Here is a 12,920-nt window from a genome sequence, read left to right on the forward strand (position 1 = left end):
CAATAGCGTATATTTAATGTCAATGTGTTTAAGCTAAAAACTTCACAATCTCTTCTTATTGTTCACATTTCTGCCACACATAAAACCTCTTCAAATGAAAACATTTAAAGAGGTTCATTCAATCGTTATTGTACTGTGTACAACCTGCTCTTGTCTATGCTTTTTCACAAATGCAAATATTTGGTACACTCCTGGTACAAGCGATTCGTCAATCGTTATTTTTCGTTTTCTCATGCCTCTTTCTACATCCACGTCAACATCTAAATACGATACAAACTGTAAAGACTGCTTATCAAAAAGAGCGACGCCTAACTGATCTGCTCCTTCAGGCAAAAACAGTTCATAGCTATACGTATTTTTCTCTTCTTCCGCTGCTACTTGCAATCCCATGACACGAGGATAATCTGGAATGCTAATCATGTACATATAGGGAAGCGAAAATGTTTCACGTGAATCATTTATTTCCAAATATCCGTCATATATACCTTTATTTTTAAAACGGGGCTGCACCGATAAAGTGACAGCTATCTCTTTTGTCTGACGGGGTGGCACCGTGACGGGTAATGGAACATCCCAGTTCACTCCTTCATCCTTTTTTGGAACGTTTAAGCGATACGTTTTTGCTTTATCAGACTGGTTATCAATTTTAAAAGATAAAACTTTCTTTGATGGACGCGTAAAAATACCAAAAGATAAAGAAGATGGATAAAACAAAGATTCTGCTGTGACGGCTTTTGCTATTTGAATTCTTCCCGCTCCTTGTTCATATACGCGATACGTTTGACCGTTTAGCTGCTGCATTATTTTACTGGTGTTCATCAATGAAGCTTTGACTTGTTCAGGAGACCAGTTCGGGTGAGCTTGTAAAATCAGCGCACACGCTCCAGCTACATGGGGCGCAGCCATACTTGTGCCATGCATGCGTTCATATCCTCCAGGAACTGTACTATTAATGAAGTAACCTGGTGCGACGACGTCTGGTTTGATTCCCCAAGTAGTCGTTACAGGCCCTCTTGAACTGAAAGATGTGAGCAAGTCTTGCACCACTTGCTGCCCAGTGCGTAAGTACGGTTGTTGAGACTGAATGTGTTGGCTAATGGTGTCACCGCTTTTTTTACTTACCCATATCACGGGAATATTTACTGACTCTTTTAGTTTACTGACTATGCTTTTTTCTGTCGGGCTATATAAAATAACCGCTTTTGCTCCCGCCTGTTCAGCTTGTTTAATCTTTTTTTGAACCGCATTTCCTTCTGCTTTTAGCAAAATGACGTTACCCGACGCATGCTTTTGCTCTTTGGAATCTTCTTCATTTATTACACGCAGCGTTTGATTAAACGTCCATGGATGAGACCCTTCTACTGGCGCCATCATAATTTTTTCTTTGTTAAATCCAATTGTTAGAAATTGAACTGTTGTCGGAGAAACAGAAGCGCCAACGGAAATAGCTTTTCCCGCTGTACCCGGAGAGCCCACCGTCCATAAACCTGGACCTGAATTGCCGCTAGATGTAACCGTTACAATTCCTTTTTCAACAGCTCGATCTAACGCTAAGCTTGTTGGTAAATCAGGGCCATTCACATCATTTCCTAATGATAAATTAATAATATCTACATCATCTTGAATTGCTTTTTCAATAGCTAGAATAACACTTTCAGACGTTCCAGCTCCTCCAGGTCCAAGAGCTCGGTATGCATAGATTTCCGCTTGGGGTGCTACGCCTGTAATATTCCCATTCGCTGCAATAATACCAGCTACATGAGTACCGTGCAGAGTCGGTTCTCCTTGCTCACGAGTGGTTTCCATCGGCTCATAATCTTCATCTATTACATCGTAACCCCCTCTGTAGGTTTGTTTTAAATCAGGATGAGAATAATCAACCCCCGTATCGATAACGCCTACTTTGATCCCTTTTCCTGTTAAGCGCTGATTGTGAGTATCAAACAAGCCTCTTACCTGTTCTGAGCCAATGAACGTTACGCTATTTTCTTCTGTAACCTGATAGTTTTTAATAGAATGTGAACTAATAATAGATGGATTCTGAGATAGTTTTTCCAAATCAGAGATGGAGCCGTTTAATGAAAGTCCTGTAAACACCGTGTGAAATTCGCTCTTAATCTTTATATTAGGATAATTTTTTTGTAGCTGACTTTTAAATTTCGTGAATTTTTCTTTTTTAATCATCACAATGATTGATTTTTCCTGATGATTCATTTCTTGTTTTATAGAAGGAAATGTCGGATTGAGCGACATTTGCCCTCCCCCACTCCCCAATATAAAGCTAATCATTAACCATTTAATCCACATAAAAAAACACCTCTCACACTATCGTGTCTCAAAGAGACGCTTTTCATGTGAAAGGTGTTTAGAAATCTTACGAAAGCGGATTAAAAGCTTCCGGTCTGTTTTCACGGCGGTTGAAATAGTAGCTAATAGCATCACAAATGCGTTTAGAAGCTAAGCCGTCTCCGTAAGGATTCGATGCTTGTGACATTTGCTTATATACGCCTTCATCTATTAACAGCTCTTTTGCTAGCGTATAAATCGTTTCTTCTTCCGTGCCTGCTAGTTTGAGCGTTCCTGCTTCAATTCCTTCCGGGCGCTCTGTTGTATCGCGAAGTACCAATACAGGTACGCCTAATGAAGGAGCTTCTTCTTGAACACCGCCCGAATCTGTCAAAATAATATGAGCGCGCTCAGCGAAGTTATGGAAGTCAATTACATCTAACGGTTCAATTAAATGAATGCGCGGGTCATTTCCTAAGATATCGTTTGCTGTTTCTCTAACTACTGGATTCAAATGAACAGGATACACAACTTGCACATCTTCATGTTCATCTACAATACGCTTAACAGCACGGAACATATTTTTCATTGGTTCGCCTAAATTTTCGCGGCGATGTGCCGTTAACAAAATAAGACGATCATCTCCCAATTTCGTTAACACTTCATGCTCATATGTCTCTTTTACTGTTGTTTTTAACGCATCGATAGCTGTATTTCCAGTCACAAAGATTCGCTCTTCTTTTTTGTTCTCTGCTTGCAAATTAGCTGCAGACTTATCTGTTGGAGCAAAGTGCAAATCAGCGAGAACACCTGTAAGCTGACGGTTCATTTCTTCCGGGTATGGAGAATATTTATTCCATGTGCGCAAACCTGCTTCAACATGCCCGACCTGAATCTGATTATAAAAAGCTGCTAGCCCAGCAATAAACGTCGTAGTTGTATCACCGTGTACAAGTACCATGTCCGGCTTTACTTTTTTCATTACGTCGTCCAAGCCTTGTAATCCTCTGGTCGTTACGTCCATAAGGGTTTGGCGATCCTTCATAATGTTCAGGTCATAGTCAGGCTGAATGTCAAAGATGCTCAATACTTGGTCTAACATTTCACGGTGCTGAGCCGTTACTGTAACAATTGCTTCGAACTCTTCTGGTCGCTTTTTAAGCTCTAATACTAGAGGAGCCATTTTAATTGCTTCTGGTCTTGTCCCGAATATCGTCATTACTTTAATTGGCTGCTTCATGTTCATCACCCAAATCTACAAATTATTTTGTACCGAATAAACGATCCCCTGCATCACCTAAACCTGGAACAATATATCCATGGTCATTTAATTTTTCATCTAATGCTGCAATGTAAATATCTACGTCAGGGTGTGCTTCTTTTACAATTTCCACGCCTTCAGGAGCAGCAATTAAACACATAAATTTAATGTTTTTAGCGCCTCTTTTTTTCAGAGAGTTGATTGCTTCTACAGCTGACCCTCCTGTTGCAAGCATAGGATCTACTACAATAAAGTCACGCTCTTCTACATCATTAGGTAGCTTTACATAATATTCAACAGGCTGTAATGTTTCTGGATCACGATATAAGCCAACGTGTCCAACTTTAGCAGCTGGCATTAGTTTTAAAAATCCATCTACCATGCCGATACCAGCACGAAGAATTGGAACGATACCAAGCTTTTTCCCTGCAATAACTTTTGACTTTGTTTTGCAAACCGGTGTTTCAATTTCAACATCTTCTAGCGGTAAATCACGTGTTGCTTCAAAAGCCATTAAGCTTGCCACTTCATCAACTAATTCACGAAACTCTTTCGTTCCCGTTTTTACATCGCGTATGTAAGTTAATTTGTGTTGAATAAGCGGGTGATCAAATACGTATACTTTGCCCATTGATATCTCTCCTTATATATAAAGATGTACACATTAAAATACCATTCAACGAATTGAATGGTACGTACTAGTAAAAACATATCTCTTGCTAATTAAATTTATACATTGCATTCATTTTACAGAAAAAAGTTTTTGAGTTCAAGCATTATTCAAAAAATGATTGGATTGCTACCACTTTCTCCATAAAAAAACAGGCACAAAGGCCTGTCTCTCTTAAAGTGATTTATACATTCCAAACTTGCTTGTTAAAGCTTCAACGCGTGTTTTAGCTTCAGCTAACTTTTCTTCATCTTCAATATTTTTAAGCGTTAATCCGATGATAGAAGCAATTTCATCCATCTCTTCTAAGCCAAATCCGCGAGTTGTAACCGCAGCTGTACCAATACGGATACCGCTTGTTACAAATGGGCTTTGCTCATCATAAGGAATTGTATTTTTGTTTGTTGTAATACCTACATCATCAAGCGCTTTTTCAGCTACTTTACCTGTCAAATTCATTGAGCTTACGTCGATTAACACAAGGTGATTGTCTGTTCCTTCAGATACAAGAGCAAATCCTTCTTTCTTTAATCCTTCTGCTAAACGATTAGCATTGTCGATGATATTTTGAGCATAGTGCTTAAACTCATCTTGTAATGCTTCACCAAATGCTACTGCTTTTGCAGCGATAACGTGCATCAATGGACCACCTTGAATACCAGGGAAGATCGACTTATCAATCTTTTTCGCAAATTCTTCTTTACATAAAATCATACCGCCGCGTGGCCCGCGTAGTGTTTTATGTGTTGTAGTTGTAACGAAATGAGCATGTGGCACAGGATTTTGATGAAGTCCTGCAGCTACTAGACCAGCAATATGAGCCATGTCTACCATTAAATAAGCGCCTACTTCATCAGCGATTTCACGGAAACGCTTGAAGTCGATTGCGCGTGGATATGCGCTTGCACCAGCCACAATTAATTTTGGTTTGTGTGTACGAGCTTTTTCTAATACGTCATCGTAGTTAATGCGATGTGTTTCGCGATCTACACCATATTCGATGAAATTGTACTGAACACCACTAAAGTTAACAGGACTTCCGTGCGTTAAGTGACCGCCGTGCGATAAATTCATACCAAGTACTGTGTCTCCAGCCTCTAAAACAGTGAAGTATACAGCCATGTTTGCTTGTGCACCTGAGTGAGGTTGAACGTTCACGTGCTCTGCTCCGAAAATTTCTTTTGCACGATCACGAGCTAAGTCTTCTACTACATCCACGTGTTCACAACCACCGTAGTAACGTTTAGCTGGATAGCCTTCAGCATATTTATTTGTTAAAACTGAACCTTGTGCTTCCATTACCGCTGTTGTTACAAAGTTTTCTGAAGCAATTAGCTCAATCTTAGTACGTTGTCTTTGTAATTCATCCTTGATCGCATTATAAACTGCTGGATCTTGTTGCATTAGTTGTTTCTCCATCAAAATCCTCTCCTCGTTTCGTATTCGCAATGTTCGTTATTTGTTAATTCAACTACATTGTAACATGATTTATTTAGAATAAAAAAGAAAAAATGTGTATTATTTTAATATATTTAATTACGAAAGTTCGTAAAACGCTCTCATTCCACCGATTAGTTTTGGACGCGTCTTTGCTAAAGTAACATGAGCGTGTCCAACTGCGTTCAACGTACAACGAACGGGTACTGCGACATGCTTTAAATGCATACCAATGAATGTATCTCCAATATCAATCCCAGCATCAGCTTTAATAAACTCTACTAAAACAGGATCTTTAAGCTGGCCATAGGCCTGTGTAGCCATCGCTCCACCTGCTTTATGAATAGGAACAACACTAACGATTTCTAAGCGTTCTTTACGAGCTAATTCTCTTTCTACTACCAGTGCTCGATTAAGATGTTCACAGCATTGAAATGCTAAGTGGACACCCGTTTTTTTTCGAAAATCTGCTAGTGTATCAAAGATCATTTCTGCAACTTCCATTGCGCCTGCGGTTCCTATTTTTTCACCAATTACCTCGCTTGTACTGCATCCAATGACAAGTGTATGTTCTGAAGATAACTGCACTTGTGCTGAAAAATCAGATAAAACTGTTTCCAACTGCTCTTTCCATTTCGTAAGTTCAGACACGTTTTTCTTCCTTTCTTCCATTGAATACGTTCACATTATGCCGTTACTGTTGCATCACTTTGCTGCTCATACTGTTTAATTTTATTCACGCGATTTTCATGTCGCCCGCCTTCAAATTCTGTCGTTAACCAAATTTTCGCAATTTCACGTGCAAGTCCCGGCCCAATGACGCGTTCACCCATTGCTAAAATGTTGCTATCATTATGTTCTCTTGTGGCTTTTGCACTAAACGTATCATGCACTAGAGCGCAGCGAACTCCCTTTACTTTATTAGCTGCTATGCTCATACCGATGCCTGTTCCGCAAATAAGAATGCCTCGACTTACTTCTTGGCTCGCCACTTTTTGAGCAACGGGAAGTGCATAATCCGGATAATCGACAGATGCTGAGCATTCACACCCTAAATCCACATATTCAATATTTAATTCTTCCATTAAAGAGATAATTTCCTGTCGTAAATTTATACCGCCGTGGTCAGATGCAATAGCTACTTTCATCTTTGTTTCCTCCTCATACATACCTTCATCTTCTATTAATTTTTGTTCAGTTTAAGTCTGCAAAAATTTATGGGACCTTTTATAATTTGTCGACTATTTTGTTAATCATACGCTCTAACTCTTCTAAAGTCTGTTCGTACGTCTGTAATGATCCGCCAAACGGATCAGATACTTCACCTTGCTCGCCGGCAAATTCTTTTAGCGTAAATAATTTATCACTTACGTATGGAGCTTGGTTCAAAATTAGCATTTTATGCTGCTCCGTCATCGTAAAAATATAAGTAGCCCACATCAATTGTTCTTCCGTTAATGCTGCCGAAGCATGAGAACAAGCTATGCCTTTCTGTTGAAGGGCAACTTGTGCATGAACAGAAGCTTCACTTCCATTTGAAGCGAATACACCTGCAGACTTCACGTTTATTCCATCTATTTTTTTAGCTTTCAGCAACGCTTCTGCCATAGGGCTGCGGCACGTGTTTCCTGTACATACAAATAAGATGTTTTTCAAGATACATCCTCCCTTGCTTTCACTATGTGCGACTATGTTGATATTCCACCCTATTGTATCTCTATTGCTTGCATAAATCCAGTTAGCTTTTTTGGGTGTTTTTTATCCATGATCTCTTTATTTATCTTGAAAAAAACACCTTCGCTTTCCTTTTTTTATTGCTGTAATTTAAAAGAAGCAAAAAAAGACCATAACCTGCATGGTCATGATCCTTTACCTATTTATATATAGTTAAAAAGGTAATAGCAATTTGATGCCAAAAGCTAATAAAATGCTCCCGCCCAGTGCCTCACTATATGAACCAAGCCAGCCTTGTACTCTTCTGCCAAGCAACAGTCCTAACCAAGTTAATAGCATACTCACTACGCCAAAAACAATAATGGTCAAAAACGTTCTTGCCCCAAAAATACCTAAGCTAAGTCCAACAGAAAAACTATCTAGACTCACGCTGAGCGCAAAAAATAATAGTCCAAAGCCAACTGGTTTGATAAACGGCGTATCGTCATGCTTAAAGGAGGAATAAATCATCTGCGCCCCAAGAATCAGCAATAAAATTCCACCGCCATAGGTAGCAAACATTCCAAGTTTATCAGACAAAAGTCGTCCAATAAACATGCCCAATAGCGGCATCCAAATATGAAATATACCGATAACAACACCAATGTAGAAAATTTGGCGAAAGCGTAAACGAATTAACCCCATTCCCAAACCAACTGAGAAAGCATCCATTCCTAAGGCAAACGCCATAATGACTAACGTGATCATTTCACTAATTAACTGAGATACATTCATCTTTACCCTCCTCGGACGTGCTCCTATTTCAAAATATGCACATTCGAAAAGGTTTAGAAGATGAATTTTATTGCTTAATCACGTGATGTCCTGCAGCTTTCATTAATCGATTCATAACGGCATGACCGACTCCTTCTTCAGAAAAACTTTCACTAACGATAATATCTACATCGCACTCATTAAATGAACGAAGAGACTCATATAAGTGGCTAGCAACCGTCTCTAAATTTGAGCGAGATCCACATGTAATGACGGCATCGGCTTTATACACATTTTCATGTTCAGATGTCGTTAATACCCCTACTCGCTTACCCTGATCTTGATAGTGATCAATAATAGATTGGAAAAAATCTGAACTGCCGTCAACAATGACAAGCGGTGCATCAGGTGCGTAATGCGTATATTTCATACCTGGAGATTTTGGCGCTTCTTTATCACTTATTAACGCTCGATCTACTTTTACGGGACCAATTACACTTTCTAACTCTTTCTGAGTAATGCCGCCTGGACGTAAAATAATAGGAATCTCTTCAGTACAATCAAGGACAGTCGACTCTACTCCTACCCCTGTCGCTCCTCCATCTACAACTCCGCTAATACGCCCTTCTAAATCATTCATCACGTGGTGAGCTAAAGTGGGGCTTGGCTTGCCGGAGAGGTTTGCACTAGGAGCTGCGATAGGCAAAGCCACTTTTTTCAATAATGCAAGAGCTACCGGATGTGATGGCATTCTCACTGCAATGCTGTTTAAACCAGCCGTAACCTTATCTGAAACTTGATCTTTTTTAGGTAATATCACGGTAAGAGGACCTGGCCAAAAAGCATCAATCACTTTCTCTGCTTTTGAAGGAATTGACTCTACAAATGTATGCAGCTGCTCTTTATCTCCAATATGAACAATAAGAGGGTTATCACTAGGACGTCCTTTCGCTGCAAAAATTTTATCCACAGCTTTATCCGATGTTGCATCTCCTCCTAATCCATACACCGTCTCTGTAGGAAAAGCAACCACTTCGTGGTTGCGCAGCAAATCTGCTGCTTCTTCTATCTGTGGATAAATATCTTTTTCGTTCATAAAATTATCCACAACCCATAACTTAGTTTCCATCTTCTTCAACTCCTTTTTCTTTCTATATCTAGGTTTTTTTTACTTTAAAAGTACAATATGTATCAAAAACAGTAAAATACATGTATTCATTATATCAGCAAACAAGCTTTATCCACAAAATGTGGATAAAGCTTAGGTTTTTGTGAATAACATTGTGGATACCCCATTAAAATGATTTATCCACATTTCCTTTTAACTAGCTGCATAAAACATCACGTAGACATCCTTAGGATTTGGTAACTGTTTTAAATACGAATGTTCTTTTAACAAATCAGGTAGAGCACTATAAGATGTTTGCTGAAAATTCATCATTTGAAAAAAATGCAGAGAGGATGCCTTATTTGTTAGTAAATATAGTTGCTTCACACCATGCTTTTGAGCCAGCTGAACGATACTTTTAAATAGCAGCAGAATATCAGATTGCATCAAAGAAGGTGACACGACAAGGGAGCGAAGAATTCCGTCCATGCCTTCTTTTTCAAACCCAACTGTTGCTAGCAGCTCGCCTTCTTCACTTTCCATGATGACAAATTGATGAATATATTCTTCTACACCCGCTGTGCTAATACCCGCTTTTTGTAAAAACTTCTGAATTCGAATATAATCATTTTCACTGGCAATTTTTAATTGTTCTCTCATTTTAATCACCTCAACTTGTTTTCTAGTAACAAATCTATGAGATGGTTAAAAAAAGTAGAACTGAATTTTATTTTTAATGATTCTATTAATTAAATACGGACGATATCCATTCTACTACAAAAAACTTAACTTCTACAGAATCTTCTTTCGATTTAGCATCAGCTTTTTTCTTAGATGAAACAGACTTTTCAGCTTCCTTACTTTCCTTTTTCTCAGCCTTAGCGCTTGTTTCTTCTTTCGCTGTGTTGCTTGTATCCTTTGCAGCTGCTTCTTTAGAAGATGCCGTTGGTTGAGAAGGTTCCTCAGCTTTCTGCTTAATAGAATCCGATGTAATAGTTGCAGATTGAATTTCTGTCTTCACTGCGGGTTCTTTACTTTCAGCCGACGTATCATCTGTTTTGTCTGCAGATTTTAATTCAGAAGCTGCTGGTTTTTCTTTTTCTACCTTTGGTTCTTCTTCAGATGGCTCTGGCGCTTTTACCGCTTCACCGTTTGAAAAATCTAAGAAGCATAAAGGAGGAAATAGTACACACCACCAGTTTGCTCCTTCTCCTTTACCAAGAGTAATAAGCACGGCTTCATACTCACCTGCTGGATATAAAAACTGACCGTACAACTTAGTAGGAAACTCTACTTTTCCGAATTTAACGTGAACAGATTCATTTACGCCTTCTTCTTTTAGCACTTCTTTCGCAATTGTCTCAAGCGCTGGCAAATTTTCTTTAATTGTTTTTCGAGCTACAGTTACAGATGTTAAATCTTTTACCCATTCTGTAATTTGTTCGTTCACACGGTCACGAATCAGACGTTTTACGTACTGATCTTTTTCACCGTCGCTGTTTGCTAAAATACGCAGTCGAATTGCCTCGTCTGGAATGACTGCAGGCTGATCTGCCTGCACTTGGTTATGTGTATATATAAGTTGAGCATTTGCTCCAATAATTAATAAAATAAAATAAATGATAGCATATTTCTTCATTTCGGCCACCGCCCTTTCATAGGAACAGTATGGCCGAAAGCAAGATATCTTAAACTAGTAATTTAGTAAAAAAATGCATGATTTTCAAAAACCAAAGGGAAAATCATTCCCTCTGATTTTTTTAGTTATCACGAAGTTGTGCAAAAACCATTCGATCTTTTCCATTAATATCATATACACATTCTACAAAAGCTGTCGGAAACGTTTTTTGCAGCATCTCAGCTACATCTTTTGTCTGTCCGGCCCCGACCTCAAATCCAATAATACTGTTTGACTTCGTCACATATGGCAACTCTTCCATAAAACGTCGATAAAAATCCAGACCATCTTTTCCACCAAAAAGAGCTCGATTTGGCTCATGATCTTTTACCACTGTGGACAATTCATCATCTGCTGGAATATAAGGCGGATTAGACACAATTACATCAAATTTCTGATTTGATGATAGGAATGGTTGTAATAAATCTCCCTGTATAAACGTGACAGCAGCGTCCAGATTTTGAGCATTCTTCTTGGCTACATTTAAAGATTCTATAGCTATATCTGTTGCTGTAACATTGACGCTGTCAAGCTCCAACGCTAAAGTGATAGCAATCGCCCCACTTCCCGTTCCAATATCGACAAGCTCAATAGACTGGTGTTGAAATTCTTTTTTCATTCGAGAAATCATTCCATATACGAGCTCTTCTGTTTCCGGTCTTGGAATTAATACATGTTCGTTTACAATAAATGAACGTCCGTAAAATTCTTCTGTCCCGATGAGATATTGTACAGGCATCCCTGCTTTATGAGCATGGACATCTTGTTCAAATCTTTTTAGCGTTTCTTCTTCTAGTTCTTCCTGCAGAGCACCTAGCAAATGAGTTCTCGTCATCTGTAAGTGATGGCGAAGCAAGAGTTCTCCCGCGTTTTCATCTCGCTTTGCCTCTTTCAAAAAAGAAGAAGCCCACTTAAGGGCTTCAAATACTTTCATTAGTTCGAATCTTCCATTCGGCGCGCTTGGTCTTCCATTACTAATGCATCGATGATTTCATCAAGCTTGCCTTCTAAGATTTGATCTAGCTTTTGAATCGTCAGACCAATACGGTGGTCCGTTACGCGATTTTGCGGGAAATTATACGTACGGATACGCTCAGAGCGATCTCCTGATCCAACTGCTTGTTTGCGCGTTGCATCGTACTCTGCTTGTGCTTCTCGCTGGAATTTGTCGTACACGCGAGCACGCAATACTTTCATTGCTTTTTCTTTATTTTTAATTTGAGACTTTTCATCTTGACATGATACCACTGTATTTGTTGGTAAATGTGTTAAACGAACTGCCGACATCGTCGTATTAACACTTTGGCCACCAGGTCCACTTGAAGCAAATGTATCTACACGGATGTCTTTTTCATGAATATCCACTTCAACTTCTTCCGCTTCAGGAAGACATGCTACTGTTGCTGTAGATGTATGAATACGACCGCCTGATTCTGTTTCAGGAACTCGCTGAACACGGTGTGCACCGTTTTCAAATTTCATCTTTGAGTACGCACCTTTACCGTTAATCATAAAGATAATTTCTTTATAACCCCCTACTCCAGTAGTCGCTGCTTCCATTACTTCTGTTTTCCAGCCTTGTGATTCAGCAAAACGAGAATACATGCGGTACAAATTAGCTGCAAATAACGCTGCTTCATCTCCACCAGCCGCTCCACGAACCTCCATGATTACGTTTTTATCATCGTTTGGATCTTTTGGAATTAATAAAATACGTAGCTTTTCAACTAGCTCTTCTTGCTGCGTTTCTAACTCGGCAATTTCTTCTTTGACCATGTCGCGCATATCTGCATCAAGCTTATCTTCAAGCATCGTTTTCGCTTCTGATAACTGCTCTTTTACATCTTTGTATTCCTGATAAGCGGCTACCGTTTGTTGTATATCTGATTGTTCCTTCGAATATTCTCTCAACTTAGAGGGGTTGTTTACGATCTCAGGGTCACTCAGAAGTTCGTTTAACTTCTCATAGCGCGCCTCTACCGCTTCTAAACGATCAAACACGTCATTCACCTCATTCTTTATCCATAACATTGTAATTATAGTATAGCTTTAA

At 39.1% G+C, this 12,920-nt stretch carries 13 protein-coding genes; all 13 read right to left on the reverse strand.

The features are described 5' to 3' along the window. Positions 1-114: 114 nt before the first annotated feature. Positions 115-2,307: a S8 family serine peptidase gene (locus ACNHOZ_RS20870; protein ID WP_255906563.1), complete on the reverse strand. Its 2,193-nt coding sequence runs from the start codon at positions 2,305-2,307 to the stop codon at positions 115-117. 67 nt (positions 2,308-2,374) lie between these two features. After that, positions 2,375-3,526: a non-hydrolyzing UDP-N-acetylglucosamine 2-epimerase gene (gene wecB / locus ACNHOZ_RS20875; RefSeq protein ID WP_063248427.1), complete on the reverse strand. Its 1,152-nt coding sequence runs from the start codon at positions 3,524-3,526 to the stop codon at positions 2,375-2,377. Positions 3,527-3,548: 22 nt separating this feature from the next. Continuing rightward, entirely contained in the window at positions 3,549-4,178 is a 630-nt protein-coding gene (gene upp, locus ACNHOZ_RS20880) for a uracil phosphoribosyltransferase (RefSeq protein WP_013059810.1), read from the reverse strand. A gap of 213 nt (positions 4,179-4,391) precedes the next feature. Next, complete coding sequence (locus ACNHOZ_RS20885) at positions 4,392-5,636, reverse strand: serine hydroxymethyltransferase (RefSeq protein ID WP_447697283.1); 1,245 nt, start codon at positions 5,634-5,636, stop codon at positions 4,392-4,394. Between the two features lie 117 nt (positions 5,637-5,753). Further along, complete coding sequence (locus tag ACNHOZ_RS20890; protein WP_028411982.1) at positions 5,754-6,305, reverse strand: TIGR01440 family protein; 552 nt, start codon at positions 6,303-6,305, stop codon at positions 5,754-5,756. A gap of 35 nt (positions 6,306-6,340) precedes the next feature. Next, on the reverse strand, positions 6,341-6,802 hold the full coding sequence (gene rpiB, locus ACNHOZ_RS20895; protein WP_063248428.1) for a ribose 5-phosphate isomerase B: 462 nt from the start codon (positions 6,800-6,802) through the stop codon (positions 6,341-6,343). Between the two features lie 79 nt (positions 6,803-6,881). Next, entirely contained in the window at positions 6,882-7,310 is a 429-nt protein-coding gene (locus tag ACNHOZ_RS20900) for a low molecular weight protein arginine phosphatase (RefSeq protein ID WP_028411980.1), read from the reverse strand. A gap of 231 nt (positions 7,311-7,541) precedes the next feature. Continuing rightward, positions 7,542-8,102, reverse strand: a complete 561-nt coding sequence (locus ACNHOZ_RS20905) for a manganese efflux pump MntP (protein WP_028411979.1) — start codon at positions 8,100-8,102, stop codon at positions 7,542-7,544. Between the two features lie 67 nt (positions 8,103-8,169). After that, positions 8,170-9,210 (reverse strand): L-threonylcarbamoyladenylate synthase, encoded by a 1,041-nt coding sequence (locus tag ACNHOZ_RS20910; protein ID WP_028411978.1) that lies wholly within the window; start codon positions 9,208-9,210, stop codon positions 8,170-8,172. Between the two features lie 192 nt (positions 9,211-9,402). Next, positions 9,403-9,849, reverse strand: a complete 447-nt coding sequence (locus ACNHOZ_RS20915) for a GNAT family N-acetyltransferase (protein ID WP_447697284.1) — start codon at positions 9,847-9,849, stop codon at positions 9,403-9,405. Positions 9,850-9,934: 85 nt separating this feature from the next. Continuing rightward, positions 9,935-10,828: a stage II sporulation protein R gene (gene spoIIR, locus ACNHOZ_RS20920; protein WP_447697285.1), complete on the reverse strand. Its 894-nt coding sequence runs from the start codon at positions 10,826-10,828 to the stop codon at positions 9,935-9,937. 121 nt (positions 10,829-10,949) lie between these two features. Continuing rightward, a complete protein-coding gene (prmC, locus tag ACNHOZ_RS20925; RefSeq protein ID WP_048021720.1) occupies positions 10,950-11,801 on the reverse strand; it encodes a peptide chain release factor N(5)-glutamine methyltransferase in 852 nt (283 codons plus the stop codon). Further along, positions 11,801-12,868, reverse strand: coding sequence for a peptide chain release factor 1 (prfA, locus tag ACNHOZ_RS20930; RefSeq protein ID WP_447697286.1), 1,068 nt, complete (start codon positions 12,866-12,868; stop codon positions 11,801-11,803). Before prfA ends, prmC begins: the two co-directional genes overlap by 1 nt. Between the last annotated feature and the right edge of the window lie 52 nt (positions 12,869-12,920).

It is taken from the genome of Priestia sp. D51, from assembly GCF_053345675.1.